The organism is Lysinibacillus parviboronicapiens (assembly GCF_003049605.2).
GTDB lineage: Bacteria > Bacillota > Bacilli > Bacillales_A > Planococcaceae > Lysinibacillus > Lysinibacillus parviboronicapiens.
Genome location: NZ_CP073713.1, coordinates 1,369,608 through 1,394,974, shown reverse-complemented (window position 1 = coordinate 1,394,974; position 25,367 = coordinate 1,369,608). Strand labels below are relative to the sequence as shown.

Annotated in this window: 32 protein-coding genes; 13 read left to right on the top strand and 19 right to left on the bottom strand. The window is 39.3% G+C overall.

Translation table 11 applies throughout. The features are described 5' to 3' along the window. Nucleotides 1-183: 183 nt before the first annotated feature. The 6 genes from C9J31_RS06555 to C9J31_RS06530 form a co-directional block, all read right to left on the bottom strand. Nucleotides 184-1,434: a thymidine phosphorylase gene (locus C9J31_RS06555; protein ID WP_107922945.1), complete on the bottom strand. Its 1,251-nt coding sequence runs from the start codon at nt 1,432-1,434 to the stop codon at nt 184-186. A 13-nt stretch (nt 1,435-1,447) separates the two neighbouring features. Then, nucleotides 1,448-2,629, bottom strand: coding sequence for a phosphopentomutase (deoB, locus tag C9J31_RS06550; RefSeq protein WP_107949745.1), 1,182 nt, complete (start codon nt 2,627-2,629; stop codon nt 1,448-1,450). Nucleotides 2,630-2,713: 84 nt separating this feature from the next. Continuing rightward, on the bottom strand, nt 2,714-3,616 hold the full coding sequence (xerD, locus tag C9J31_RS06545; RefSeq protein WP_107949747.1) for a site-specific tyrosine recombinase XerD: 903 nt from the start codon (nt 3,614-3,616) through the stop codon (nt 2,714-2,716). A gap of 238 nt (nt 3,617-3,854) precedes the next feature. Then, nucleotides 3,855-4,319 (bottom strand): ferric iron uptake transcriptional regulator, encoded by a 465-nt coding sequence (fur, locus tag C9J31_RS06540; RefSeq protein WP_107922948.1) that lies wholly within the window; start codon nt 4,317-4,319, stop codon nt 3,855-3,857. 124 nt (nt 4,320-4,443) lie between these two features. Beyond that, the gene (locus tag C9J31_RS06535) at nt 4,444-4,956 is read right to left on the bottom strand and encodes a hypothetical protein (RefSeq protein WP_107922949.1); all 513 of its coding nucleotides are present in this window, start codon (nt 4,954-4,956) and stop codon (nt 4,444-4,446) included. A 65-nt stretch (nt 4,957-5,021) separates the two neighbouring features. After that, nucleotides 5,022-5,567 (bottom strand): NUDIX domain-containing protein, encoded by a 546-nt coding sequence (locus C9J31_RS06530; protein ID WP_107949749.1) that lies wholly within the window; start codon nt 5,565-5,567, stop codon nt 5,022-5,024. Between the two features lie 74 nt (nt 5,568-5,641). Between C9J31_RS06530 and C9J31_RS06525 the strand changes: the two genes are divergently transcribed. Continuing rightward, complete coding sequence (locus C9J31_RS06525) at nt 5,642-6,541, top strand: aldo/keto reductase (RefSeq protein ID WP_107949751.1); 900 nt, start codon at nt 5,642-5,644, stop codon at nt 6,539-6,541. Beyond that, nucleotides 6,538-6,996 (top strand): VanZ family protein, encoded by a 459-nt coding sequence (locus tag C9J31_RS06520; protein WP_107949753.1) that lies wholly within the window; start codon nt 6,538-6,540, stop codon nt 6,994-6,996. The genes C9J31_RS06525 and C9J31_RS06520 overlap by 4 nt, the downstream gene beginning before the upstream one ends. Nucleotides 6,997-7,156: 160 nt before the next feature. On the opposite strand, the gene C9J31_RS06515 is transcribed toward C9J31_RS06520, so the two are convergent. Together C9J31_RS06515 and C9J31_RS06510 are read right to left on the bottom strand one after the other, a co-directional pair. Further along, nucleotides 7,157-7,660: a GNAT family N-acetyltransferase gene (locus C9J31_RS06515; protein WP_107949754.1), complete on the bottom strand. Its 504-nt coding sequence runs from the start codon at nt 7,658-7,660 to the stop codon at nt 7,157-7,159. 220 nt (nt 7,661-7,880) lie between these two features. After that, nucleotides 7,881-8,408 (bottom strand): GNAT family N-acetyltransferase, encoded by a 528-nt coding sequence (locus C9J31_RS06510; protein ID WP_107949757.1) that lies wholly within the window; start codon nt 8,406-8,408, stop codon nt 7,881-7,883. A gap of 213 nt (nt 8,409-8,621) precedes the next feature. Between C9J31_RS06510 and C9J31_RS06505 the strand changes: the two genes are divergently transcribed. Together C9J31_RS06505 and C9J31_RS24220 are read left to right on the top strand one after the other, a co-directional pair. After that, entirely contained in the window at nt 8,622-8,822 is a 201-nt protein-coding gene (locus C9J31_RS06505) for a hypothetical protein (protein ID WP_107922953.1), read from the top strand. A gap of 234 nt (nt 8,823-9,056) precedes the next feature. Further along, on the top strand, nt 9,057-9,284 hold the full coding sequence (locus C9J31_RS24220; protein WP_107949758.1) for a DUF3888 domain-containing protein: 228 nt from the start codon (nt 9,057-9,059) through the stop codon (nt 9,282-9,284). Here the strand turns inward: C9J31_RS24220 and C9J31_RS06495 are convergent. Both C9J31_RS06495 and C9J31_RS06490 read right to left on the bottom strand, forming a co-directional pair. Continuing rightward, nucleotides 9,281-9,547 carry a YqkE family protein gene (locus tag C9J31_RS06495; protein WP_054767196.1) on the bottom strand — a complete coding sequence of 89 codons (267 nt, stop codon included), beginning with the start codon at nt 9,545-9,547 and terminating at the stop codon, nt 9,281-9,283. The genes C9J31_RS24220 and C9J31_RS06495 overlap by 4 nt on opposite strands. A 118-nt stretch (nt 9,548-9,665) precedes the next feature. Next, nucleotides 9,666-10,850 carry an acetyl-CoA C-acetyltransferase gene (locus C9J31_RS06490; RefSeq protein WP_193767072.1) on the bottom strand — a complete coding sequence of 395 codons (1,185 nt, stop codon included), beginning with the start codon at nt 10,848-10,850 and terminating at the stop codon, nt 9,666-9,668. Between the two features lie 267 nt (nt 10,851-11,117). On the opposite strand from C9J31_RS06490, the gene C9J31_RS06485 reads away from it, so the two are divergent. Further along, nucleotides 11,118-12,089: an alpha/beta hydrolase gene (locus tag C9J31_RS06485; protein ID WP_107949760.1), complete on the top strand. Its 972-nt coding sequence runs from the start codon at nt 11,118-11,120 to the stop codon at nt 12,087-12,089. Between the two features lie 287 nt (nt 12,090-12,376). Here C9J31_RS06485 and C9J31_RS06480 read toward each other — a convergent pair whose 3' ends face one another. The 3 genes from C9J31_RS06480 to sirA form a co-directional block, all read right to left on the bottom strand. Next, nucleotides 12,377-12,847 carry an S-ribosylhomocysteine lyase gene (locus tag C9J31_RS06480; RefSeq protein WP_107949762.1) on the bottom strand — a complete coding sequence of 157 codons (471 nt, stop codon included), beginning with the start codon at nt 12,845-12,847 and terminating at the stop codon, nt 12,377-12,379. A gap of 163 nt (nt 12,848-13,010) precedes the next feature. Continuing rightward, on the bottom strand, nt 13,011-13,229 hold the full coding sequence (locus C9J31_RS06475) for a YneF family protein (RefSeq protein ID WP_054767195.1): 219 nt from the start codon (nt 13,227-13,229) through the stop codon (nt 13,011-13,013). A 100-nt stretch (nt 13,230-13,329) separates the two neighbouring features. Continuing rightward, on the bottom strand, nt 13,330-13,755 hold the full coding sequence (gene sirA / locus C9J31_RS06470) for a sporulation inhibitor of replication protein SirA (RefSeq protein WP_054767194.1): 426 nt from the start codon (nt 13,753-13,755) through the stop codon (nt 13,330-13,332). 229 nt (nt 13,756-13,984) lie between these two features. Here sirA and C9J31_RS06465 point away from each other — a divergent pair, with 229 nt between their 5' ends. The 5 genes from C9J31_RS06465 to C9J31_RS06445 all read left to right on the top strand — a co-directional run bounded on the left by C9J31_RS06465 (nt 13,985) and on the right by C9J31_RS06445 (nt 17,429). Continuing rightward, nucleotides 13,985-14,338, top strand: coding sequence for a lmo0954 family membrane protein (locus tag C9J31_RS06465; protein WP_107922957.1), 354 nt, complete (start codon nt 13,985-13,987; stop codon nt 14,336-14,338). 15 nt (nt 14,339-14,353) lie between these two features. Beyond that, nucleotides 14,354-14,992, top strand: coding sequence for a PspA/IM30 family protein (locus tag C9J31_RS06460; protein ID WP_107949764.1), 639 nt, complete (start codon nt 14,354-14,356; stop codon nt 14,990-14,992). Nucleotides 14,993-15,107: 115 nt separating this feature from the next. Beyond that, entirely contained in the window at nt 15,108-15,788 is a 681-nt protein-coding gene (liaF, locus tag C9J31_RS06455; RefSeq protein WP_107949765.1) for a cell wall-active antibiotics response protein LiaF, read from the top strand. Continuing rightward, the gene (locus C9J31_RS06450) at nt 15,785-16,822 is read left to right on the top strand and encodes a sensor histidine kinase (protein ID WP_107922960.1); all 1,038 of its coding nucleotides are present in this window, start codon (nt 15,785-15,787) and stop codon (nt 16,820-16,822) included. Before liaF ends, C9J31_RS06450 begins: the two co-directional genes overlap by 4 nt. After that, a complete protein-coding gene (locus C9J31_RS06445; RefSeq protein WP_054767192.1) occupies nt 16,797-17,429 on the top strand; it encodes a response regulator transcription factor in 633 nt (210 codons plus the stop codon). Before C9J31_RS06450 ends, C9J31_RS06445 begins: the two co-directional genes overlap by 26 nt. Before the next feature lie 290 nt (nt 17,430-17,719). On the opposite strand, the gene C9J31_RS06440 is transcribed toward C9J31_RS06445, so the two are convergent. Beyond that, nucleotides 17,720-18,742 (bottom strand): serine hydrolase domain-containing protein, encoded by a 1,023-nt coding sequence (locus C9J31_RS06440; RefSeq protein ID WP_107949767.1) that lies wholly within the window; start codon nt 18,740-18,742, stop codon nt 17,720-17,722. A 233-nt stretch (nt 18,743-18,975) separates the two neighbouring features. Between C9J31_RS06440 and C9J31_RS06435 the strand changes: the two genes are divergently transcribed. Beyond that, nucleotides 18,976-19,323, top strand: a complete 348-nt coding sequence (locus tag C9J31_RS06435; protein WP_107949769.1) for a hypothetical protein — start codon at nt 18,976-18,978, stop codon at nt 19,321-19,323. Between the two features lie 41 nt (nt 19,324-19,364). On the opposite strand, the gene tkt is transcribed toward C9J31_RS06435, so the two are convergent. The 3 genes from tkt to C9J31_RS06420 form a co-directional block, all read right to left on the bottom strand. Continuing rightward, the gene (gene tkt, locus C9J31_RS06430; protein WP_107949771.1) at nt 19,365-21,359 is read right to left on the bottom strand and encodes a transketolase; all 1,995 of its coding nucleotides are present in this window, start codon (nt 21,357-21,359) and stop codon (nt 19,365-19,367) included. Between the two features lie 126 nt (nt 21,360-21,485). Then, the gene (locus tag C9J31_RS06425; RefSeq protein ID WP_107922964.1) at nt 21,486-21,719 is read right to left on the bottom strand and encodes a DUF896 domain-containing protein; all 234 of its coding nucleotides are present in this window, start codon (nt 21,717-21,719) and stop codon (nt 21,486-21,488) included. A 217-nt stretch (nt 21,720-21,936) separates the two neighbouring features. Further along, nucleotides 21,937-22,806, bottom strand: coding sequence for a GNAT family N-acetyltransferase (locus C9J31_RS06420; protein ID WP_054767187.1), 870 nt, complete (start codon nt 22,804-22,806; stop codon nt 21,937-21,939). 248 nt (nt 22,807-23,054) lie between these two features. On the opposite strand from C9J31_RS06420, the gene C9J31_RS06415 reads away from it, so the two are divergent. Continuing rightward, a complete protein-coding gene (locus C9J31_RS06415) occupies nt 23,055-23,564 on the top strand; it encodes a GNAT family N-acetyltransferase (protein ID WP_107949773.1) in 510 nt (169 codons plus the stop codon). Nucleotides 23,565-23,603: 39 nt separating this feature from the next. Here C9J31_RS06415 and C9J31_RS06410 read toward each other — a convergent pair whose 3' ends face one another. Both C9J31_RS06410 and yneA read right to left on the bottom strand, forming a co-directional pair. Continuing rightward, entirely contained in the window at nt 23,604-24,269 is a 666-nt protein-coding gene (locus C9J31_RS06410) for a YneB family resolvase-like protein (RefSeq protein ID WP_107949774.1), read from the bottom strand. Next, the gene (gene yneA, locus C9J31_RS06405; protein WP_054767186.1) at nt 24,266-24,580 is read right to left on the bottom strand and encodes a cell division suppressor protein YneA; all 315 of its coding nucleotides are present in this window, start codon (nt 24,578-24,580) and stop codon (nt 24,266-24,268) included. The genes C9J31_RS06410 and yneA overlap by 4 nt, the downstream gene beginning before the upstream one ends. 164 nt (nt 24,581-24,744) lie before the next feature. Here yneA and lexA point away from each other — a divergent pair, with 164 nt between their 5' ends. After that, the gene (gene lexA / locus C9J31_RS06400) at nt 24,745-25,362 is read left to right on the top strand and encodes a transcriptional repressor LexA (RefSeq protein WP_010858610.1); all 618 of its coding nucleotides are present in this window, start codon (nt 24,745-24,747) and stop codon (nt 25,360-25,362) included. The last annotated feature ends 5 nt before the right edge of the window (nt 25,363-25,367 follow it).

Genomic DNA, 25,367 nt, shown 5'->3' with positions numbered 1-25,367 from the left:
ATTTCGTTGTATTAGAGGTTAATCACTATGGCATATAAGGATAGATTTCAAACATTGAAAACAACTTGCAGCGTGCTGTATTTAAACCGTGCTGTTTGAACATAGACATGAAACACAAGCTTGGACCCGCCAAACCAAAAAAAGAACCCTCCTAAGGTAAGGAGAGTTCTCGCTCAATATTATTTATGCCATAGTGTAGGCTTTTTGTACTTTATTGATTGTTTCATCAGCAATTTCACGATTTGAATATAAATAAGCAATTGTTTCGCCTGTCTTCACAGCATCGCCTTTTTTGGCTACAAGTTGAATACCTGCATCGTAATCGAGTGCAGATTCCTTCGTTAAACGACCTGCACCAAGTTCCACGCTTGCTTCACCGATTAACAAAGCATTAATCGTTCCCACAACACCGTTTGAGGCAGCTTTCACAGCCACCTTATTTGCTGTATCATTTTGCACGATATCTGCTAAATCGCCGCCTTGCGCCACGATAAATTCCTCGAATTTTGCAACTGCAGAGCCATCTTCTAACACACGTTTGACAGCAGCCGTTGCCGTCGCTTCATCCTCACCAGCAGCAACTTGATACATAAGAGAAGAAATAATAATACATTCCTCAAGTAAATCTTCATGCGTTTCGTCCTGGCGACCGCTAAGTAAAGAATGTGCCTCCACAACCTCGAGCTTATTACCGATCATTTTCCCTAACGGATTATCCATATCGCTAATATGTGCGATGACTTTTCGCCCTAACTTTTCACCAATCGCTGTCATCGCATCCGCTAATTTCTTCGCTTCTTCTTGCGTCTTCATAAATGCACCTGAGCCACATTTCACATCTAGCACAATACCATCTGCGCCACTTGCAATTTTTTTGCTCATAATTGATGCAGCAATTAAAGGAATTGAATCGACAGTACCCGTCACATCTCGTAATGCATAAAGTTTTTTGTCGGCAGGTACGAGATTACCTGTTTGACCTGCTACTGCAATTTTATGTTTATTGACATTATCGATAAACTCCTGTGACGAAAGCTCTGTTTTAAAGCCTCGAATAGATTCTAATTTATCGATTGTACCACCAGTTATACCTAAGCCCTTGCCGCTAAACTTTGCAACAGGAATACCCAGTGCAGCAATAATAGGTGTCACGATAAGCGTTACTTTATCACCTACACCGCCAGTAGAGTGCTTGTCAATTTTAAAGCCATCAATAGATGTTAGATCAATTACATCACCTGATTCAATCATTGCCTTCGTTAAAAAGAATGTTTCTTCATCAGTCATGCCTAGTAAACGGATAGCCATTAGAAGGGAGCTCGCTTGATAATCAGGAATAGATCCTGTTGTGTAGCCTTCTACAAAGTAATTTATTTCAGCCTGTGTTAGCTCTTGGCCTTGCTTTTTCTTTTCAAACAGCTGTGCCATATTCATAAGAAAATCCCCCTTATTTTAAATCATGCAAGAAACTTTTACCAAATTCTGGTGCTTCAACGTCAAAGTTTTCTGCGACAGTTGCTGCAATATCTGCAAAAGTTTCACGTAACGTAAGCTCACTACCACCTTTAAAACGAGGTGAATAGACAATTAGTGGCACATATTCACGTGTATGGTCTGTCCCCGGGAATGTTGGATCATTTCCGTGGTCTGCCGTAATAATCAATAAATCGTCCTCAGTCATTGCCTGTAAAATTTCCGGAAGACGCGCGTCAAATTCTTGTAACGCATTGCCATAGCCAAGTGAATCACGACGATGCCCGAAATTTGCATCAAAGTCTACTAAATTTAAAAAGCTTATACCGCGAAAATCACGACGTGCAACCTCTGCAAATTTATCCATACCATCCATATTATTTTTTGTACGAATGGCATCTGTTACACCTTCGCCATTGAAAATATCAGATATCTTCCCAATTGCAATAACGTCTAGATTTGCATCTTGCAATGCATTCATCGTTGTGCGACCGAATGGTTTTAATGCATAGTCATGACGATTTGACGTACGTGTAAAGTTTCCAGGTGTACCAATGAACGGACGAGCAATAACACGCCCAACTAAATACTCAGGTTGCAATGTTAATTCGCGGGCAATTTCACAAATTTTATATAATTCCTCTAGTGGAATTATCTCTTCGTGTGCCGCGATTTGTAGTACAGGATCAGCAGATGTATAAACAATCAATGCCCCTGTCTCCATGTGCTCTTGGCCAAAATCCTCAATAACTTGTGTGCCACTTGCAGGTTTATTGCACAGCACTTTACGGCCAGTACGTTTTTCAAGCTCCGCAATAAGCTCTGCTGGGAAACCTTCTGGGTACACTTTGAATGGTTTATCAATATGCAACCCCATAATTTCCCAGTGTCCAGTCATCGTATCTTTACCTACTGAGGCTTCCTGCATTTTACCGTAGTACGCTTGCGGTGCGTTTGCTGCTTGCATACCTTGTAGCGGCTCAATGTTCGCTAAGCCAAACGCTTCCATATTCGGCATTGTAAGCCCATTCATTTGTTCAGCGATGTGTCCTAATGTATGAGAGCCCACATCTCCAAAGTTTGCAGCGTCTGGTGCTTCACCAATACCAACTGAGTCCATAACCACTACGTGGATTTTTTTAAATGTTTTATTCATAATTATTGCCTCCTAATCTCACGACTCTATTTTACCAAAAACCAGTGAAAAATAAAGGTCAGACATCCGACTAAGGTAAAAAAATTACGCGCGTGGATGGAATTGCTTATATACCTCGGATAGTCGTGTTTTACTAATATGTGTATAGATTTGTGTTGTGGATATATCAGCATGTCCCAACATTTCCTGTACCGCCCGTAAATCCGCCCCATTTTCCACTAAATGTGTCGCAAAGGAATGTCGCAATGTATGCGGTGTTAGCTCATGTTGGATGCCTGCCTTTAAAGCATGCTCCTTCATTAATTTCCAACAACCTTGCCTTGTTAAACGTTTCCCTCTTTGATTAATAAAAAACGCATCTGTTTTTGGGTATTTCCCTTGCAATTGACCTCGTGCGCCATCTAAATAAGCACTTAATGCTGACAGGGCACTTTTCCCGAGCGGTATAATACGCTCTTTGCCGCCCTTGCCAAAAACACGGACAAAACCCATTGTCAGGTGGATATCAGCTAAATCAAGTGCAATCAGTTCGCTAATACGCATTCCTGAGCCATATAATAGCTCAAGCATAGCGACATCACGAACTCCCTGAGGCTTACTGCGATTCGGAGCTATTAGTAAGGATTCGATTTCTTCAATAGAAAGGATATTCGGCAGCTTTTGTTCAATTGTTGGCATCTCTAAATGCACAGTTGGATCTGTTTCCGTACGTTTTTCGCGAAGCAGAAATTGATGGAAACTCCGAATAGAAGAAATATGGCGCGCAACTGTACGACTCGTCTTGCCTTGCATACGTAGCTGCTCTAGATGGCGTAAAATCGTCGTCCGTTCCACTTTATGGAAACTAGACATGCCCTCAGCTTCCTGTAAGAACTGCACATAATTTTCTAAATCTCGGCGATAGGATGCTAATGTATTAATCGATAATTGCCGCTCAACTTGGATAAAATGGATATAATCCTCTATTGCATAATGAAAGTCACTCATCACAACGCCCCCCTTACTGTCAATTATTCTCTATTTTAGCACGCAAACTAAAAAAAGTGCTAAAAACGCCTTTTACTGCGCTCGATAATAGTGCTACAGCCCTGCTTTATTGCCGTCGACGACAAGTTCTATCTCAACATGATGTCTGCCTGTCGACTCTAACGCATGGCAAGCTTTTGACACAACAAAAAACTGTCTGATTCAATCCATTTCTAGATCTTCATCAGACAGCTTCTCGTTATTGTTCTTCATCTTTTTCGTCGTTTTTATCATGACAGCGCCAGCAAATACCGTGGAAAGTTAGACGGTGGTCTTTTATAATAAAGTTCCAACGCTTTTCAACAACGGCTTCCACATCTTCAAGTAAGTCTTCTTGGATTTCATCAACAGCACCACATTCGATACAAACAAGATGATGATGGAAATGCGCAGCTCCCTCTTGGCGTAAATCATAGCGCGATACGCCATCGCCAAAGTTGATTTTGTCGACAATTTTGAGCTCTGTTAGTAACTCTAACGTTCTATAGACAGTAGCTAGACCAATTTCAGGCGCTTTATCTTTTACTAAAAGATAAACATCTTCCGCACTTAAATGGTCCTCTTCGTGCTCAAGCAATACAGCAACTGTTGCTTCTCGCTGCGGCGTCAGCTTGTAACTAGCACTGTGCAACTGTTTTTTTATACGATCAATTCGGCTCTCCATGTGACGCCCCCCTAAACTCATTCCATTATACCAAAGGAGTAAATCCTATTACAAGATAGTGATTAGATTTCAAATATGACATTACATATTTTTACCTGTGGCTACATTTTTACAAATTTATGAATCATTTTAATACATAAGATATTACGATAAACTCAGCAACTATTATGATGAAAAAAGCGATAAAATTCAACAAAATTGTCCGCCCATTCATCTTTTTCCCGATCTTTCGCTTTGACCACGCGGGAACAAGTAAATTGCAAAGGACTAGCAACAATATACAATAGATGAGTTGAAATGGGAACCACCAAATCGTATAAAGCCAAAATGCTTCTAGTTTTTGGAGTAAAAATACCGAACTAAAGCCAAAGAAAGTTGCGCGCATTGCGACCGTGACACGCACTAAAACTTTCAACACGCTATGTGTTGCAAGCAATAACACAATAGCAACGGAAACAGCAACAGGCAATATTAAACGAAAAATGGACTGCCTGTCCCCATCTGCTAAACGTGGTTCTATAAATAAAATAAAAGGCTCCGCATTCGCCCCACCAATAATATGAAAGCAGATGACGCCACAAACGAAGCTCACTGCAACAATCGATGCGTGATAAAATATAGAAACCGTACGAGACATAAGCATGCTCCTTTTCTATCAAGGTTTGTACAGCTTATGCTCGTCCGCTTCTATTATGCTAAAGATTATTTGACTTCCTGTAATGCTAGCCAAAGTACTGCAAACGCAGTCTTGGCGTCATAGATACGCTCATCTGACACCATTGCTTGTGCCTCTTCCAACGAAACTTCTAGTAATTCGACAAACTCATCTTCATCTAAAGCTGCTTTGTTTTCAATGTGGTATAAATCCTTTGCTACAAACAGATGAATGACCTCATCCGCAAAGCCTGGTGACGTTGCAAATGTTTGTAAAAATATAAATTCCTTTGCACCATAGCCCGTTTCTTCTTCTAATTCTCGACGTGCTGTGACAATTGGCTCTTCACCTGGCTCAAGCTTACCTGCAGGAATTTCGATAATTGAACGTTCTAGCGCTTTCCGATACTGCTCAACCATCACAAGCTTGCCTTCATGCGTAATGGCAATGACTGCTACTGCGCCTGGATGCTTAATAATTTCACGTTTGGCCATATTGCCATTCGGTAATATCACTTCATCGACCTGTAGTTTCACAATTTTTCCGTCAAATATAGCTGTTGTCTGTGTCGTTTTTTCTTCAAACTTTTTCATAGCTCCAACCTCGCTTGTTCTTCAGATACTTTTCATTGTACCATTAAGTAGAAGATTCGAAGGAGGTAATTGACTTGAAAAAAAGACAACTAGGTTCAAGTGATTTATTCATATCAGAAATTAGTTTAGGAGGTATGTCTCTTTCGACAGATAAGGAGCAGGCAGCTAGCATTGTCGATATGGCACTAGATGCAGGAATTAATTATTTCGATACAGCCGATTTATATGATTTTGGTGTTAATGAGGCAATTATTGGGGAAACGTTAGGAAAACGCCGACAGGATATAATTTTAGCAACAAAGGTTGGCAATCGTTGGACAGAGGGTGTGGACGGTTGGCACTGGGATGCTTCCCCTTCTTATATAAAAGAGGCGGTACATGCGAGCTTACAACGGCTAGGCACAGATTATATTGATGTCTATCAGCTTCATGGAGGAACAATAGAGGACGATTGGGATGGTATTATTCATACCTTTGAAGATTTGAAAAAAGATGGACTGATTCGTGCATACGGTATTTCTTCTATTCGACCAAACGTACTCCAACGATTTTTGCCAGCAAGTTCGGCGAAAATTGTCATGATGCAGTATAGTATGCTCGATCGCCGCCCAGAAGAGTGGTTTGATTTCATCGGGAATGAAGGCGCTTCAGTCGTTACACGAGGTACTGTTGCAAAAGGTTTATTGACTAATACTTGGAAAGAACGCTTACAACGCGAACATAGCTATAACGCTTATACGGCAGCGGAGTTAGCGCCGACATTAGCAAGTTTAGCAAAACATTATGACGATTTACACGCGCTCGCATTAGCCTTTAATCTGAAAGAAACAGTAATCGCTTCAACCGTCGTTGGTGCTAGTTCACAGGAGCAACTTGCCCAAACCTTAACCGCCTACGAAAATTCTTTAGGGCTATCGGATTTCGCAACGGCCAAGCAATTAACAAAAGCCGAGCAATATCAAGATCACCGATGAAAAAATGGCTTATCTTACTCGCCTTTTTAGTCATACTTGTAATATCTTCAAGCATGACCTATGAACAGCAATCTATTATTCCTGAGTTGGAGGAAGTTTTGGCAAATAAGCCTTTTGAACAACAATTGTCTCGCTTACATATTCCTTATTGGGACACCGTTGTTTCTATTGAAGAACGTGGCTACTTTAAGTTTGTCGAATTTTTAATTCGTAAACTCACTCATTTTGTGGGGTTTGGCTGTATAGCACTTGGACTTTATTTTACATGGGGTAAACGCCGTTATGCTGCGTTTGTTGCTATCTTTGGCACAATGCTTATTGCGTTGCTCGATGAATTTCGCCAAAGCTTTACACCTGGACGTATGATGAGCGCTCAAGATGTAGTTGTTGACACAGCTGGTGCGATTGTTTTTGTTGGTATTGTCGTGCTAGTGAGGAAAGTACGCAAGGTATAAAGGTATAATGTGAACACACCGTTAAATAACGGCTTATTTTAACAGTAGAAGGACAGTCCGCGCGATGCAGGACTGTCCCATTTTGTCTTATTCACAAATCTATTTTAGGTGCTAAAAGCAACCACAATGAGATCGTTATCTATCTTTGCGACAACATATTTCAAAAAAATCTCCAAAAATATAATTCTTCCGTTTCTTTAAATAGTTGTGCGCCTGCTTTTTCTAATACCTTGTGTGAGGCAAGATTGTCTTTTTCGGTATCTGCAATCACAAACATAACATCAGGCTGGCTTAATAACCAATTTTTCATTGTATTAATCGTCTCCGTCATATAACCGTTTCCTTGATAAGGTACAAAGGTGTAGTAACCGATTACCACTTCTCCTTTGTCATTGGGAAGTCCCTTCATCATAATGCCACCAACTGTACAGTTTTTTTCTTTCGATACGATTAACCAATTCGTGTGCCATAAATAATTGTGCTCATCTGCTAATAATTTTGAAAGTCTGAATTTCAAAGCATGTCTAAGCTCTTCATCAAGAAATACCTCTGAATTACTTAATGATAACGCTGCTGCCAATCCATTTTGATGATCAATTAGTAATTTCAGATTGTCAGCGTTTAATGGGATTAACGTTAATCTTTCAGTGTTTAATGCAATCATTTTGCTCTCCAATCATAATTTGTAGGTCTTCTCAAAAGACTCAAACTAATCTATAAAGAGTTATACGTTATTGGCAGCGTCCCCCATTATTTTTTTCTTCCATAATAAATGAAGGGATAAAGAATTGGTACACATCTGTAATCCCCTATTTGAAGTTTATTTATTTTATCATTTATACGTTAAATTGTAAATATTCCCAAAAATCATTATCTCAGACCTATCAACTTCTTAACAGTGAATAAACAAACGTGTCATGGGCTTGCCCATCTTGATACATATAGTCTCTCAATATGCCCTCTTGTTGAAAGCCTATTTTCGTTAGTAACTTGTTGGAAGCTTCATTTTCTATAAAAACAACAGCACCAATGCGCGTTAAATCTAGTTCTTCAAAACCATACGATAACACGCTTGTTACAGCTTCCGTAGTGTAACCATTGCGCCAATAGTCAGGATGTATTTCATAGCCAATTTCTGCGCGTTTATGTTTGGGAAGCCATGCATTAAATCCAATTGTTCCAATTATTCCACTGCTACCCTTTATTTCAATTCCCCAACGAATACCTCGTTTTTCCGTATAGAGATTCGAGAAAAATTCAACGAACTTCGCAGCTTGTTCAACACTTTCGAATGTATCTTGCCCATAATATCGTGTGACATCACGATTGGAGAAACAATTAAAAATCCCCTGTGCATCCTCTTGTTTAATTTCCCTTAATACTAGTCTTTGTGTTTCTAATGTAGGAAACATTTCATCTCTCCTTATGTAATTTTTAACAATTCAGTATCCACGAAGTTTTCGTTTAGTTATGGATTCTACAAATACGCCTAATAACCTTTATTACTGCACAACCATCTATCCTTACAGCGCTTTAAAGTTTACTATCTACGTAATTTCAAATGCCTGCTATTGAGCATAAAACCACCTATAGTGCGCACATTAAATGCGAGGAGGTGAAAAACCATGCGTAAAAATAACAATAAGAAGATGAGCGAAAACAAGCACAACCCCTCTGATGTTTTTAAATACAATAATACTACTAATGACAGTAAGCCCGACGAAACTCTAAATGAAGAATTTTCTGCTGAATGGGACGCAAAAGTAAAAAATAAAATTAATCTAACCAATTACGACACAAATCAACAAACCAACAAAAAACAATAATTTACGAGAAAAACAAAAGGTGAGAGCTTTAAGAACTCGCCTTTTTTATTTTATATAGAGTTAACGACCGATCGAATGGAATACTACCTTTATAGCGGTGAATAACTTTGATAAGATATATTATCTTATGTGTGCTCTTATCATTTTTTATGCTCCTGCCAAGTACGATAAAGCATTGGTGAGCTTTATAAAAATCTCTCAAGTTTATCACAATGGGCTGCCTAGGATACAAAAATAGTAATAATTAAACAATTATACGGGATCAGAGCAGCGTATGAAATTACATTAGAAATAAATAATTATTTTGGACCACACAATTCTTTCGGAGTAGATCAAGTCACAATTGAAATGAATACTGGCATTACAAAAATAATTGATTTGAAACATACTAAAGACACCTTTCACTCTTCTAGCAAGATAAAAAACAGTGAACCCACATGTGGATTCACTGTTTTTTCTTAGAACTTCGAGCCTTTGTCACCGTATTCGTTGAGTAGTTCCTCAAACGATTTATTTTTCTCACGTTGCTTGCGCTCGAAAGCTAGCTTAGCTTGACGCTCTTCTTCTGCTGCCTGCTCTTTCGCAGTTAAATCTTGCTTGGCGGCTTTTAACTTAGCAAGCACGTCGCCTCCAAGCTGATCAGCTAATGTTACTGCCTGCTGCTTTGGTAAACCTGCAGTTACACTATCGTCTACTCGTTGTTGCTGTTTTCTTTTTTTTCCCATTTCTTTCACCTTCTAGATATCAGTTACACCTCAGCATTGTTTCATTCAGTTTTAACAAACATCTGTGACATTCGCTAGAGGCTAGTATTTCTTAAACGACAACTAAGTAAAATTTCGATTAAGGGCGTTGTACAACTGTTGCTACGCCTTGTCCACCACCGATACATAGTGTTGCAAGACCGGTTTTGGCATCACGCTTTTCCATCTCATGTAAAAGCGTCACTAAAATACGTGCACCACTTGCACCAATCGGGTGACCAAGAGCAATTGCTCCCCCGTTCACATTTAGTTTATCATGATTGAAGCCTAGTTCGCGATCCACAGCAATCGATTGTGCCGCAAACGCTTCATTTGCTTCAATTAAATCTACATCTGTTAATGATACATTCGCTTTTGCCAATGCTTTCTTCACCGCAGTTACAGGTCCAGTTCCCATAATCGAAGGGTCAACACCTGCACTTGCATTTGCCGAAATTTGTGCTATTGGTTGAATACCAAGTGCTAATGCCTTTTCTTTCGACATCACGACAACTGCTGCAGCACCATCATTTATGCCCGAAGCATTTGCTGCTGTCACAGAGCCGTCCTTCTTAAAGGCTGGACGTAGTTTCGATAATGCTTCAGCTGTAACACCTGCACGCGGGAATTCGTCTTTGTCAAAAATAATAGGTTCTCCCTTGCGTTGGGGAATTTCTACGGCTACGATTTCGTCGTCAAATTTCCCTGCTGCCATCGCGGCTTCTGCGCGTTGTTGTGAACGTGCAGCAAAAGTATCCTGCTCCTCACGAGAAATTTCATAAGCGTCACATAAATTTTCGGCTGTGATTCCCATATGATAGTCATGGAAGGCACACCATAAACCATCATGAATCATCGTATCCACTACTTTCTGATCACCCATGCGGAAGCCCTCACGTGCATTTTTTAGGACATAAGGAGCTTGACTCATATTTTCAAAGCCACCTGCGACGATGATATCAGCATCACCCGCTAAAATTGCCTGTGCTGCTAAATGGACTGCTTTTAATCCTGAGCCACATACTTTATTGATTGTTAACGCTGGCACTTCTTGTGGTAAGCCCGCTGCCATTGCTGCTTGACGTGCTGGATTTTGACCAAGCCCTGCCGATAAAACATTCCCCATAATGACTTCATCGACCTGTTCACCTGTTACGCCTGCACGTGCTAATGCTTCTTTAATAACGATACTACCCAGAGTTGTTGCTGGTACATCCTTTAATGTTCCCTGGAATGAACCAATCGCAGTGCGCACAGCACTTACAATTACTACCTCGTTTGTCATAATCATTCTCCCCTTTTCCCCGTTCAAAAATCAACACTGCATGCATATGCTACTAGCAGATATGTATATTTTAACAAATGTTTTGACGATTTTCGATAACAGAAATAATCGCACTTTTTCAAAAGTTATTGTAAAATGTTGTCGTGTTTTAAACAATCTTAGTTGGGAACATTACAAGTAAGAAAGTGCTTTCGCGGCTGAGGGAACCTTTTCCGTGTAGTGCCAATGTCTGAACAACAAAAGAAACAGGATGTGGAGGTGTTGAAGATGAAGAAGAAAATGCTGTTATTTTCAGGTATTACAACGACGCTTGCCGCTGCAGTAACAGGTCTGTTCGGCTTTGCGCTTTCCAATAAATTAATGTATATTCAGCAAAAAGATCCAGAATTTATTCGTGAACGTGAAACAACTGCCAAACGTTTCGATGAGGTCTGGTACAATCAAAACTTTAAATGCGAATTAAATATCGACTCACCCAATGGCTATTCCATTCGAGGGATTATGTTTCAGCCACTGCAAACGAATAATACTATCATCATCTGCCATGGTGTAACCGAAAATAAAATTAATTCCGTCAAATATGCACGCCTATTTGAACGTCTTGGCTATAATTCCGTTATTTTTGACCATCGTAGACATGGGGAGTCAGGTGGTAAAACTACGAGCTATGGCTATTATGAAAAAAACGACCTTGATGCAGTTGTTAAAACCGTTAAAGCTATGATTGGGGAAAATGCCATTCTAGGTATTCATGGAGAATCAATGGGTGCTGCAACAATGTTGCTGTATGCAGGGACTGTTGAGGACGGTGCCGATTTTTACATTTCTGACTGTGCATTTTCAGACTTTTCAATGTTGCTTAAACAAATAGCCAAAAAAGAATTTAAGTATGGCTCAATTATTCCAATCGGTTTTGCAGATTTTTTTGTCCGCCTACGTGATGGCTATTCGTTTAAAAACGTCACTCCGGCCGAAGCTGTTACACATATTGAGAAGCCCGTACTCTTTATCCATAGTATTCCGGACACGTTTATTCCGGCTTCGATGTCACTGGATTTATACAATAAGAAAGTAGGACCTAGAAAATTAAAACTTTTTGATACAGGGGCTCATGCGCAATCCTTTAATGAAAATATGGCTGAATATGAGGAACTGATACATGATTTTTTAGAAAGTTTTATCTATCAAAAAATTTTGCATGAATCTTCTTCGTCCAATGTCATTCCCTTTCACTTTTAATGGCTGAAATCGGACGATAAGTAAGAGGCTGGGACAAAACTTTAAATTTTAAGAAAGAGCAGCAAAGGTATTATTAAATTTTCCCTATCTAAAATGAAGAAAAATTTAGACGTTCTTCCTTTTGGCATAAATAAAATTTAGAAGAGAGCACTAGTTGATGGTATCGAAGGCCACGCCCCTGGAAAGCGTCCGCCGTAGTGGACATCAACGTTTACAGCAAAAAAGTGTTAGATCGACATCAGTCAATCTAACACTTTTTCTCTTTTGACCCAACCGCTTTTATTGTTTTATTCGGCGAAAACGATAGGCCATTCATCGCGTTTAGCTAAAAATTCTTGTGCTAATGTTTGAGCACCTTCAAGGCTATGGCTTGCTGCCCAGCCACACTGCACTTCATTGCAAGCAGGTACTGCCGTTGCTTTTGTAACATCTGTAAATGTTTTTTCCAAAATAGTTAATAAGTCATCATAATCATTATGATTTATTAATGACACATAGAAACCTGTTTGACATCCCATCGGACTGAAATCAACGATATTATCTGAATAGTTTCGGATAATATCTGCCGATAAATGCTCTAAAGAATGTAAAGCTGGCATGTCCATATGTTCCTTGTTGGGCTGTTTCAAACGAATATCGTATTTGTATACTTCATCGCCATTTCTACCTGCTTTTACTCCCGCCAAGCGAACATATGGTGCGGTTACTTTCGTATGATCAAGATCGAAACTCTCTACATTTGTTTTTTCGCGTTCCACTGCTAACAACTCCTTTTTGACTATTATTTCTATTATAACAAGTTTTCCGATAGAATTGTATGATTTTTATGAATTTTATAAAAGTATGACTTCTCTACCATTTCGGGCAAACAAAAAAAGCAATTAGTCTGGCTTAGACTAGTTGCTCCTTAAAAATTCCTAATTATTTTTGGAATTTATTCATTTGTGCCATCATTTGACGTACTTGCTTTTCAGACGGAGTACGACCCATTTGCGCCATCATCATACGAATCATTTGTTCGTTAATTGGTGGGTTTTCTTTTAAATATTTCATCATAGCTTGACGAGCGAAATAGAAACCAAGTGCTGCCCCTGCTGCTAAAGCAATAATTACGATAATAATCCAAATCCAAGTTGCCATCTTGCCAACCTCCTCCACTAACAATATACCGAGAAAAAACTCTCCACGCTCCATTATACACGAAATAGTAGCGTGTTACTATATATTGTCGTGAAAATTACTAGTGCATTGTATACTTCATCGGCTTTAGCCAACCGCACTCATTCTCTTGTTTATTAAAAGCAATAAAGCGTTCACTCATTTTTGCCAACATCTGAAATAGATCTAAATCTAACATGCGTGATCCCTCACAATAGACACAAATTTTGCGTTCCACCAAATAAATAGCCATTTTCCCTTTTATCGGGTGTTCTAAAAATAGGGCATTGCGAGCTTTTTCTAAATGCGCATACTTTGAATCTAGCTGCGCTTCTAACATAGCAGCAATTTCATCGAAGCGAATTGTTTCACATATATATGCGAGTTCCTTTAAGGATTTCTCATTGGCATCTTCACAGCCCTGCATCATTTCTAACAACTTACGCTCTCTGCCGAAAATAAACGTTAAATGCTCTTCTTTTATTTTATATATGGAATAGGTTCTCACCAGAAATCCCCCTTCGCTCAGTTTCTTTACCGTAAGTATAGCCTAAACAAACTCGTTAATTTGTCAAAAGAAGGTGGCATACATCTTCTATTTTTGTCGAAAAGCTTCTAGTTTCGGCTTCTTAAAATTCTCTCAGCCTCGAGACCTAGAAGAAAATCCATTTCCAGTCCGTTTTAGAAGAGCTTTCAAACAGGTACTATAAAGGTACAAACGAAAGGAGCTCACCCATATGAAAAAATTTCTTTTACTAACAGGTGGCATAATCGCAGCATGTGTCGCACTTGCCTTAATTGGCCCATTAGCAGGTTTACTATTCTCAGGTTTATTGGTAGCACTTGGCATGCACTTCTACATCGGAAGCAAATCGACATTCGCCAAAATTATTTGGGCAACAGTTGGTCTAATTGGTGTCCTATCAGCAGTATCTAACATCCCAGCAATGATAGGTCTAGCAGCTATTGCCACTATCTATGTCATCTATAAAAAATGGAATGGCGAAAATGTAAAAATCCCAACAATTGAAGCGAGAGAAGAAGATCCATTTACGAACTTCGAAAAAGAATGGTCAAATTTAACAAAATAAAAGGAGCCAATTAATATGAACTTATTCCAACGTTTTAGATATACAATTGAGGCAGATTTACATCAAGTATTTGATAAGAAGGAACAAAAAAATCCAATCGCGATGTTAAATCAATATATTCGTGAAGCTGAGAAACAAACAGAACAAACTGGCAAATTGTTAGAACGTCAGGGGCAGCTTAAAGAAAAGCTAGAAGTGGAATTCAAGGACAACTCAGCGTTACTAGCAAAACGTGAGTCTCAGCTGCAATTAGCAAACACAAGTGGCGAGCAAGATTTAATTGAATTCGCTACAGATGAAGTAGCAGCATACACAGCACGCAAAAATACATTACAAACAAGCATTGAGGCAAGTACACGCGAGTACTTTGAGCTTGAACGTAAATTTGAAACAATGAAGCACAAAATTAAAGATATGAAAGTTCGTCAGTTACAACTGATGGGCAAAGAAAATGTGACAAGAGCGCATCATCAAATGGACGGTATGCTTGCCAAAAACAATAAGACGAACTTCGAGGATTTAGAATCATACATCGATAAGCTGGCATTCCAAATTGATAAAGATCATGAAGTCACTACTTTTGAAGCACGCCTTGCAGCACTAGAAAAAAATGCAACTGATGCTAGCTCACCACTACTAATTGAAAACAAATAACATGTTATAATGGAAAGAAATGCGCCACATTAAGCGGCGCATTCTTTCACGTTTTGTATTAGAGGGATATTATCTCCCTCTCTCATACTATTAAGTAGAAAGAAGGGTGTCCCTCTTGCAAAATTTCACAACAAATAAACTCACATTTTGGGTACTGTGCTTCTTTTTACTCGTTTTTGTGGAGCTTACAATCTTTAATAATGGCGGTGCTTTTTGTTTATTGATTGGGGCTATACTTCTGTATTTAAGCTTTTCAAAAAATATACGATTTTTTAAATGGACAGGAATTTTCTTTATTGCGATTGCACTCTTTACGATGTGGAGTTTGCGCCTTTTTATCGTCTTACTGCTCTTATACATGCTGTATCATTATTTGCAAAAAGAAAACGAACCTAAAGTCGTAACATTAGAATTTGAAAAGCTTCCAGCAGACAAAAATGAACTATTTGGCACAATGCCTGCACCTGTAGAAGCCTATAAATGGCAGGATGTACAAATACAAAGACTTGCAGGTGACATTACAATTGATACGACGCAGACAATTTTACCAGCTGGCAGCAGCCTGATTACAATTCGCCAAGGGATCGGCAAAGTACAAGTTTATATCCCTTATGAGATTCCATTCCGTTTACATTTTACGACGTTATTTGGTGAGTTAACTTGCTTGCATACTGGTCCGCAGCGGCTCCTTAATGAGAGTGTAGTGTTCTCAGATGGAAATCCTGAGGATGCGAAGCGTACACTCGTTATTCATGTTGCTACATGGCTAGGGGATCTGGAGGTGTTGCGAAAATGATTGCCTTTCTTTCAAGAGTATTTACCTTGTTTTTTATTTTGATTGGTGCTACATTCGGCCTCCTTTTTGCTGTGTGGGGAGAACCAAACGAGAAGGTTTGGCAACCACTCTGGCAACAAAATTACGATAATATTCCGTTAGGTGGCGTTATTTTACTGAGTCTATTTGCACTTAGTCTACTATTTGCTAGCTGGATTAGTATGACGGCTAGGGCAAGAGAGGCGCAAGCAACCCGCTTTGTGAAAGAATTAGTGGAACCTGATTTTATGCTACCGAAAAAACAGGCACTCCCGAAGCCACTGAAAAAGGCGCTCGCGCAAACAAGCGAGCTAATCGATACACAGCGGAAAAGCTTACAGCGCCTATCAAATGAACGCGCTGAAGCCAATGACAAAATTATTCAAGAACGTATTATTGCCGAACGCCAACGTCTTGCTCGTGAGCTCCATGATTCTGTATCTCAACAATTATTCGCTGCTTCCATGTTACTCTCAGCCCTAACGGAAAGTGATGAAAATGCCAAAAGCTTAAAACAGGTCGAGAAAATTGTTCAGCAGGCACAGCTTGAAATGCGCGCATTATTATTGCATTTACGGCCTGTTGCTCTGCATAATAAAACCCTCGCGCAAGGCTTAGAGGAACTCATTATAGAGCTACAGCAAAAGGTCTATTTCCATATCGAATATGAGCTAGAGGAAATGGCATTAACTAAAGCAGAGGAAGATCATTTGTTCCGCATTGCGCAAGAAGCTTTATCAAATACATTGCGCCATTCAAAGGCCACAGAGGTTGAATTACTACTTATAGCCCGAGATGAACTAGCCATTTTACGTATTCAAGATAATGGTCTGGGCTTTGATGTTGAAACTGATAAGTCTACTTCATATGGCTTACAAAATATTGCAGAACGTGCTGTTGAAATTGGTTGTACGTACAAAATTGTTTCTGTGCCTGGAGAAGGTACGATTGTGGAAGTAAAAGTGCCACAGCACAAGGAGGTTGTTGAAGTTGATTCAAGTATTAATAGTGGATGACCACGAGATGGTTCGCATAGGCGTGTCTGCCTATCTATCAGCACAGCCTGACATTACCGTTGTTGGTGAAGCTGAGAATGGTGCCGAGGCTGTTGAACGAGCACTTGCCCTACGCCCTGACATTATTCTAATGGACAATGTCATGCCTGTTATGACGGGTGCCGAGGCGACTGTGAAAATTTTAGAGGCTTGGCCCGAGGCAAAAATTATGATGGTTACGAGCTTTTTAGATGATGACAAAGTCTATCCGGCTCTAGAGGCTGGCGCTGTTAGCTATATTTTAAAAACATCTAACGCCAAGCAAATTGCTGACGCCATCCGTAAAACAATCGGTGGCGAAACGGTTTTGGAGCCAGAAGTAACCTCTAAAATGATGCATCGTATGCGTCACGGTACGAGTACCCCACTCTATGAGCAGCTAACCGACCGTGAAATGGAAGTATTACTGCTGATGGCAAAAGGCAAGGCAAACCAGGAAATTGCTGATGATTTATATATTGCTTTAAAAACCGTAAAAACACATGTGAGCAATATTTTAGCTAAACTAGATGTTCAGGACCGCACACAAGCCGTTGTCTATGCCTTTCAAAATGGTTTAGCAACGTAAATTTTAGTGATTCCTGCTAGTTTTCAGCGTTGTATGTGATGTTATCAGCAGTTTTCGGTACATTGTCGGCGATTTCCATGGTGTTATCAGCGGTTTTACTATTTAAAGCTACACTAAAAAAGGTCCATGGCAAGCATGGATCTTTTCACAAAATGCCTACGCAATGTTGACCCCTTTTGTTGATTTAGTACTACTACAAGCGATTAACATAAAAAGACCAGACTTTGTTAGCCCTATTTTAGGATTAGATAACATTCCATCTAAATCAAATTTCATATGGCTCGCTCCTTTTATTCAAATTTACTAGTTCTAAGAAAATCCATATATGTCCTATCCGATTGATAAACCATTGAACCAAACTCGTGAATATCTTGAATGTAGTCAAACCCTTGGGGTGAACCAAAGCTATTAAAACCTCTAACTGCTAGAATATTCTCTGTTGGAATCACCAATAACGCTACACTTGTGTAGCCAAGAAGTTGAAAACTTCCTTCTGGTAATAAGGGACTTAGCTCTGTCACCCCCTCTATCACTTGTGGCTGAACAAACCAGAAAACACCGTTAGTGGGTAAGTGCTTCGGTTTACTGTTTGGGGATTGAATGGTCGTTAATAATTGGATGATCTCTATAGGTATGACTTGCTTTCCGTTTACTTGCCCCTTATCAAGAAGCACTTGCCCCCAGCTAGCTAACTCACTTAATGAGCTATACATATTCATCTTACTACCATCGCATACTTCACTTTCATACCAAAATGGATGATTTTTATGGTCCACTTCTATTAGGTTTTCAATTTTTTCACCGAACCAATTTGTCTCAGTAAAAGACAAAGCCTGAAAAACTTCTTCATTGACGATTTCAGCAATGGTTTTTCCTGTAGTGTTAAAAATAATTTGAGCAAGTATATCTACATTGACATCTCGATATGCCCAATTAGACCCTGCTATGAATTCCTTCATAATTTTTTCATTTTGCCAACGTAAACCGTGAGTATGTGTAACTAAATGTCTTATCGTTACGCTCCCAAAAATGCTAGTATGTCCTAAATAATCACTTAATCTATCATCTATTGAAGCAATATAGTTGTGATAAATTGCATAGGCTACAGCGAAACCAACATATGTTTTACGAACTGAGGCTAGATGGAAGAGTGTATGTGGACCTACCTTTTTCGCCTTTTTTTGTTGTCCATATACACCAAAGTACTCTTCTAGAATAGTTTGACCACGTTTTTTAATAATAACTCCGCCACCCGTACAATCTAACGCTGAGAAAGTTTTCTGTACTTGTATGATTATATTTTGTGTATGCATGCAATACTCCTTTATCCATCCCAAACCTTAACTAGAAAATCGTAATAGTTGTAGAGGCTGAGCTAGCAAACAATATGTAGGCTTTAGTTGTTCGAATCCTTAATATAACTTTATTATACATAATTTGGAAAGTAATACTAGCTATTTATTCGTAATAGAAAATTACATCTAGTATACATTCAGAAACCTTTAGTTTCGAACATCGTTGTTATTTGTTAATAGGAGGAGATTATTTGGACACTCGTTTTACATACGATAACTTCGTTAGCGACAATTCATTTACTTTGCTTGAGCCAATTTTTGAAGCCATTGTACTTTTCTCTGTCATCATGCTTATGATTGTCATCATAAAAAAAGTGCCGATTTGGTTTTCTGTGCTCTTCGCAAGCCTTACTGTCGTTATTTCTGGTCAATTATTATTCTTTAGTGGCATAATTGTTGATGAACTGGGGCTTGGTGGAAATTCGAAAGACTTCTTTTGCTTTATTGCCACGGTCGTACTACAATGTGCAGTGGTCTTGATTAGCCTGCATAAAACTTCAAAAAACGTAAAAATACCGCAGCGCTCGGCAGAGAGTTAACCCTCACTGAGCATTGCGGTATTTTACATCTATACGAGAGATTATAGCGCTTTGACTTTAGCTACAACATTTTCGACTGTAAATCCGTATTTCTCCATCACTAATTCACCTGGAGCAGAAGCGCCAAACTTGTCGATTGCAAGTACATCACCCTCGAAGCCAGTATATTTGTGCCAGCCGAATGATGCACCCATTTCGATAGCAAGACGTTTTGTTACTGCTTTTGGCAGAACGGCCTCTTTGTAAGCTGCGTCTTGTTTTTCGAAGCGATCCATTGACGGCATGGAAACAACTGCTACATCCAAACCTTCAGCTTTTAACGCTTTTTGTGCTTCAACTGCAAGAGAAACTTCTGAACCTGTTGCAATTAGAATGGCATCTGCTACTTCTTTAGAAGCAGGAGATACTGTGTAAGCACCTTTCGTCACACCTTCACGAACTGTATCGATAGACGCGTCAAGCACTGGTAAGTTTTGACGAGATAACACTAAAACAGTTGGTGTTTTTTCAGATGCTACTGCAAGCTCCCAAGCAACAGCAGATTCGTTCGCATCAGCTGGACGAACAACAGATAGATTTGGCATTGCGCGTAATGATGCTAAGTGTTCAATAGGTTCATGTGTCGGACCATCTTCCCCTACAGCGATGGAATCATGTGTGAATACATATGTCACAGGAAGTCCCATTAATGCAGAAAGTCGCATAGCTGGACGAACATAGTCAGAGAATACGAAGAACGTACCACCGAAGACATTAACACCACCATGGAGTGCCATACCGTTCATCGCTGCACCCATAGCGAACTCACGTACACCAAACCAAATATTACGGCCAGCGTAGTTATCTGCTGAGAAATCGCCCGCGCCTTTCATAGTCGTTTTGTTTGAGCCAGCAAGGTCTGCTGAACCACCGAAGAAAGAAGGTGTCTTCTTAGCGATCGCATTGATAGCATCACCTGAAGAAGAACGAGTTGCGACAGATTTACCTACTTCATATACAGGTAATTCTGCTGCGAAATCTTCAGGTAATTTACCATTCATGGCATTTTCAAATTGTGTCGCTAATGTTGGGAATTCAGCTTTATATGCTGCAAATTTTTCGTTCCATGCTGCTTCAGGTTGAGCACCTTGCTCTACTGCCGCTGCATTAAATGTGTCGTATACTTCAGCAGGGATTTGGAATGGTTCATGTGCCCACTCATATGCTGCCTTCGTTAACACAACTTCATCCGTTCCAAGTGGTGCACCGTGTGAATCTGATTTACCAGATTTATTTGGTGAGCCGAAACCGATAACTGTTTTTACTTCAATAAGTGTTGGTTTGCCAGTTGATTTTTTCGCTTCTTCAATAGCTGTGTTAATCTCAGTTACATCTGTACCATCTGCAACTTTCAAGTAGTTCCAGCCATATGATTCGAAGCGTTTTTGCACGTTTTCTGAGAATGATTTTTCTAAATCACCGTCTAATGAAATATCATTTGAATCGTAAAGCACGATTAATTTTTCAAGCTGTAAGTGGCCAGCTAAAGAAATAGCTTCAGCTGCAACACCTTCCATTAAGTCGCCGTCGCCGCAAAGTGCGAATGTGTAGTGATCGACGATATTATGACCTGGCTTGTTGTAAGTAGCTGCTAAATGGCGCTCAGCCATTGCCATACCAACTGTCATGGCAATACCTTGACCTAGAGGACCTGTTGTTGCCTCTACCCCAACTGTATGACCATATTCTGGATGTCCTGGTGTTAATGAATCCCATTGACGGAAGTTTTGAATTTCTTCCATTGGTAAGCCGTAGCCGCCAAGGTGCAGTAGGCTGTATAAAAGCATTGAGCCATGACCTGCAGAAAGTACGAAACGATCGCGGTTATACCATTGTGGATTTGCCGGATTGTGGCGAAGTTGTTTTGTCCATAGCGTATAAGCCATTGGCGCTGCCCCCATTGGTAATCCTGGGTGACCTGAATTTGCTTTTTCAATCGCATCGATTGACAATGTTCGGATAGCATTAATCGCTAGTTGATCCGCATGTTGAGTCATTATGTTGTGACATCCTTTCTCGTCCTATATATTGTTCTTTTACAGTTTAGTCAACATTGTCTTAGAAAACAATGGTTTTGTTATACTATTTGAGATTTATGACATACTTAATAGAATTGTGTCACATTAATTTAAAAATTTATTTTTTTTCGCTTGCTTTACCTTCTCCGGCGTAACATCATTGCCCTCTGCATCTACAACTTTGACGTTTTCAATTGTATCGCGCATAGATGCTCTAAACGTATCCAAATACTCTTTACGCAGTGCAGTACGTTCTTTTGCTTCTTCTTCAGTAAGATTACCTGTTTTAGCTTTAGCTGATAATTCATTAATTCGATTGATTTTTTCTTTTGATAACATAATTCCACACCTTTCAGTACCTATCTTAATGAATATGGTACGCAAAGTATAGCATGAATTGCTTCAAAATGCAGTTATATCAGCCTTTTAAGCGATTTAGTTGTGTTGTAAAATAATGCAAGAAGTAAAGCAGAAAAAAAGTGTGTAGCTTGATCCTTTAAGTATCCTACAATTTCTGTTTTTTGATATGGCTGACCCTAAACCTAACTGTCTTTTTTCACCCAAAAATTTGAGCAGCAAGAGCAAATAGTGTATTGTTTCGAGGTGGCATTTCTACAGAATTAATGATCATAACTGGCGGGTTACTAACCTCCTTAAAGCCACTTTGTGTCAACAATGCGACAAACTCTTCGTTCCCCACTGGCACATCTATTCGCAATTTGCCTTGATGGTTTAAAGCCAAATTATTTAGTATTAAGGAGGCCGTTTGACAATCAGGTGCTACAATTGGTCCTAGCAATAAATTAATTGGCCCTAAAATCGAGATACCGAATCCAATAATTTTTGCATGTTGATCTTTAACGACTAAACATTGTTTGGCTTGTTTTATTCTATTGTGAAGAAATGTACTTCTTTTATCGCCAAATGCTGCTTCGTCTAATGTTAATATTTGATTTAAATCATTTTCATGATAATTTTCAATGGTCATATTATTGGTCGATAACCCATGGTTCACTCTATAATTATCCGCTAGATACTTTTGTACATAATCGACAGTTTTAAAACCCATTTTTTCATATAAGGGTTCGCCTTCTTTTGTCGCAATAAGCATTATAGCGGTATCTCCAGCAGCACTGTCTAAACATTTTTGGGTAGCATCTTTTCCTAAGCCCAATCCTCGGAAATCTTGATGGACAATCACCATGCCAATGGAAGCTATATGCGTATCATACTTAATGATGGCCGCACTTGAAACAATTGTACCTGCTGCATCTTTGTGACCAAATATTTTACCAGATGACAAAACCGTGGCAATTTCAAATTCATCATAATCCCACTCAACTGACGCTGACAATGTAATTAACCCCGAGATATCATTTTCATCAAATTCTACTAGCGCTAACGTATTTTTGTTATATGTAGTCATTTGTTTTCTCCCTCCCCAGTTCCGTGAAACCTAACATCATACTTATATTGGTGGCACCATGTAGGAAATTGCACCTGAACGATGTCTCCTAAGGAACATTTGTTCTAATTTTATCTATACAGTTTGAAATTTACAAGTAATGATAACAATATTCTGTACTTCTTCATTGTTTACCAATAAAATGTAAATAATGCAATCATGACTAAAACTTATGGTTGTGATGAAATGAATAAATGGGAGGTAAAAAAATGTTTATAAAATCACCAAGATTAGTAATACGGGAATTTGAGCCTGATGATTGGCAAGCTGTCTATGCGTACACTTCCGATATGAATGTGATGAAATATATTCCTGAAGGTGTTTTCAGTGAGAAAGATGCAAAAAACTTTGTCAGTGAGAACATGGAGGAAGCTAAAAATTTCCCAGTAATTTTAGTAGAAGAAAATATCCTGATAGGGCATATGGTTTTTCATCAATATTTTGGAGAACATACGTATGAAATTGGTTGGGTGTTTAACCCTGACTATTATAATAAAGGCTACGCCTCAGAAGCAGCACAAGCTCTATTGAATTATGGCTTTAAGGACATGCAGTTACATAGAATTATAGCCACTTGCCAACCACAAAATATAGCCTCATACAAAGTGATGGAAAAAATCGGCATGAGAAAAGAAGGTTATTTCAAAAAGTGTATACCGCACGGAGATGAGTGGTGGGATGAATATTATTACGCTGTTTTAGCGCAAGAGTGGACGTAAAACCATCGTAAAACGACAAAAAAAGATTAGGGGCGCAAATTATTTGCCCGCTAATCTTTTTTGATGTTCTTGATATCGTCGATGTACAGTTGCCTTACTCACTTCAAAACCGAGCCCTCTAAGTGACATCGCAATTTCCTCAAAAGTGAGACCGCGATGACGAAGTCGCACAATTTCTTCTATAGGCACTTCTTTGCGTTCCTGACCAGCTGGATTCCCACGATTGGACAGATTTTTTTCAGGACGATAGCCGTTTTCTACCGCACGACGCATTCCCCTACGAATTTTCGCATTATGAATTTTACGTTGGTACTCCTCGACAATCGCTAAAATTTCGAGCAGCATCGTGTCCATTTCATTCAGCTGTACTGGTCCGGCATCACGCATAGAAAAAACATCTGTTTCAGTTTTTTGCAATAAATGTAGCACTGCCATTCGAGCATTACCACGTCCTAAACGTGTTTCATCCTGCACAAATAATGCTTGAATCTCTTGTTCTTTTATGAAATCTAGCATTTCTAGCAGTCCCTCACGCTCGACATCATAGCCGCTATGTTTATCCATAAAAACACACTTTACTTCATAGCCTTGCTGTTGAGCATAGTGCACTAATTCTTCTTCTTGTCGCTCAAGTGACGAACTTTGCGTCTCTTTTTCTGTACTTACACGGCAATAGACGACAGCCGATTGGTGATTATTCATCATTTTCCACTTCTCGCAATTTCAATTGAATTTGTGGGCCTGGCGTTTTCCCCCACTAATGGTATGACCAATGATTTTCCTGCAACAATATTGACGTTTTTCAATTCATTTTCCACTTTCACAATCTTTATCCAGTCATCTGTTTCCATTTTACCACGGTATTGTTCTGCTAACGACCATAAGCTATCGCCATGTTCTATATGAATTTCTGTATATGTAATATCCCCAGGGTCAGTTACAAAAAGGTACCCCGCAAATAGTAAACAAGCGCCGATTAAAATTGAAATATGTGTATTTTTCTTTATCCAGTTCATGAATTATAACCCCTTTTTAGAATGTTTGTTCGGAATGTATGTTCTGATTTTAAAACGAACAAACGTTTTTGTCAAACACTTTTCGAACCTATGTTTGCATAAGTGTTCGCATTCTGCTATACTATCTAGTAAGAAGAACAAAAGATAAAAAGAGGTGAGCAATCATGAAAAAAGTTTCTAAAAGACAAGAGGACATATTAGCATTTATCAAGGAAGAAGTGCGCGCAAAAGGTTATCCACCATCAGTACGAGAAATCGGTGAAGCGGTTGGGCTAGCTTCTAGCTCAACAGTTCATGGCCATTTAGCTCGTTTAGAGCAAAAAGGCTTCATCCGTCGAGATCCAACAAAACCACGTGCCATTGAAATTTTAGAGCCCGAGGATTCCATTCAAAAACAAAGCGTCATTCATGTACCACTTGTAGGAAAAGTAACAGCTGGATCACCAATTACAGCAATCGAAAATATCGATGAATATTTCCCTTTACCAGATACTTATGGCACAAGCGAAGATCAGCTATTTATGTTAGAAATCATGGGTGAATCGATGATTGAAGCAGGCATTTTTGACGGAGATTTAGTCATCGTTAAACAAAAGGCTACTGCCGATAATGGTGATATTGTCGTTGCCATGACAGAAGAGGATGAAGCGACAGTTAAACGTTTCTTCAAGGAAAAAACACATTTCCGACTTCAACCAGAAAATGCGACAATGGAGCCAATCATTGTTGACCAAGTGACGATTTTAGGACAAGTTGTTGGCTTATACCGCCGCGTGCATTAATGGAC

Bases quoted from the DNA above. Each gene is read 5' to 3' on its own strand.
- C9J31_RS06440 (WP_107949767.1), bottom strand. From the start codon at position 18,742: ATGCATACACAAAATATAATCATACAAGTACAGAAAACTTTCTCAGCG.
- C9J31_RS06450 (WP_107922960.1), top strand. From the start codon at position 15,785: ATGATTGCCTTTCTTTCAAGAGTATTTACCTTGTTTTTTATTTTGATT.
- C9J31_RS06485 (WP_107949760.1), top strand. From the start codon at position 11,118: ATGAAGAAGAAAATGCTGTTATTTTCAGGTATTACAACGACGCTTGCC.
- C9J31_RS06475 (WP_054767195.1), bottom strand. From the start codon at position 13,229: ATGGCAACTTGGATTTGGATTATTATCGTAATTATTGCTTTAGCAGCA.
- deoB (WP_107949745.1), bottom strand. From the start codon at position 2,629: ATGAATAAAACATTTAAAAAAATCCACGTAGTGGTTATGGACTCAGTT.
- C9J31_RS06505 (WP_107922953.1), top strand. From the start codon at position 8,622: ATGCGTAAAAATAACAATAAGAAGATGAGCGAAAACAAGCACAACCCC.
- C9J31_RS06515 (WP_107949754.1), bottom strand. From the start codon at position 7,660: ATGATTGCATTAAACACTGAAAGATTAACGTTAATCCCATTAAACGCT.
- C9J31_RS06465 (WP_107922957.1), top strand. From the start codon at position 13,985: ATGAAAAAATTTCTTTTACTAACAGGTGGCATAATCGCAGCATGTGTC.
- C9J31_RS06425 (WP_107922964.1), bottom strand. From the start codon at position 21,719: ATGTTATCAAAAGAAAAAATCAATCGAATTAATGAATTATCAGCTAAA.
- C9J31_RS06490 (WP_193767072.1), bottom strand. From the start codon at position 10,850: ATGACAAACGAGGTAGTAATTGTAAGTGCTGTGCGCACTGCGATTGGT.
- C9J31_RS06415 (WP_107949773.1), top strand. From the start codon at position 23,055: ATGTTTATAAAATCACCAAGATTAGTAATACGGGAATTTGAGCCTGAT.
- C9J31_RS06460 (WP_107949764.1), top strand. From the start codon at position 14,354: ATGAACTTATTCCAACGTTTTAGATATACAATTGAGGCAGATTTACAT.
- tkt (WP_107949771.1), bottom strand. From the start codon at position 21,359: ATGACTCAACATGCGGATCAACTAGCGATTAATGCTATCCGAACATTG.
- C9J31_RS06510 (WP_107949757.1), bottom strand. From the start codon at position 8,408: ATGTTTCCTACATTAGAAACACAAAGACTAGTATTAAGGGAAATTAAA.
- C9J31_RS06530 (WP_107949749.1), bottom strand. From the start codon at position 5,567: ATGAAAAAGTTTGAAGAAAAAACGACACAGACAACAGCTATATTTGAC.
- C9J31_RS06420 (WP_054767187.1), bottom strand. From the start codon at position 22,806: ATGACTACATATAACAAAAATACGTTAGCGCTAGTAGAATTTGATGAA.
- C9J31_RS06535 (WP_107922949.1), bottom strand. From the start codon at position 4,956: ATGTCTCGTACGGTTTCTATATTTTATCACGCATCGATTGTTGCAGTG.
- C9J31_RS06410 (WP_107949774.1), bottom strand. From the start codon at position 24,269: ATGATGAATAATCACCAATCGGCTGTCGTCTATTGCCGTGTAAGTACA.
- xerD (WP_107949747.1), bottom strand. From the start codon at position 3,616: ATGAGTGACTTTCATTATGCAATAGAGGATTATATCCATTTTATCCAA.
- C9J31_RS06495 (WP_054767196.1), bottom strand. From the start codon at position 9,547: ATGGGAAAAAAAAGAAAACAGCAACAACGAGTAGACGATAGTGTAACT.
- lexA (WP_010858610.1), top strand. From the start codon at position 24,745: ATGAAAAAAGTTTCTAAAAGACAAGAGGACATATTAGCATTTATCAAG.
- C9J31_RS06520 (WP_107949753.1), top strand. From the start codon at position 6,538: ATGAAAAAATGGCTTATCTTACTCGCCTTTTTAGTCATACTTGTAATA.
- yneA (WP_054767186.1), bottom strand. From the start codon at position 24,580: ATGAACTGGATAAAGAAAAATACACATATTTCAATTTTAATCGGCGCT.
- fur (WP_107922948.1), bottom strand. From the start codon at position 4,319: ATGGAGAGCCGAATTGATCGTATAAAAAAACAGTTGCACAGTGCTAGT.
- C9J31_RS06555 (WP_107922945.1), bottom strand. From the start codon at position 1,434: ATGAATATGGCACAGCTGTTTGAAAAGAAAAAGCAAGGCCAAGAGCTA.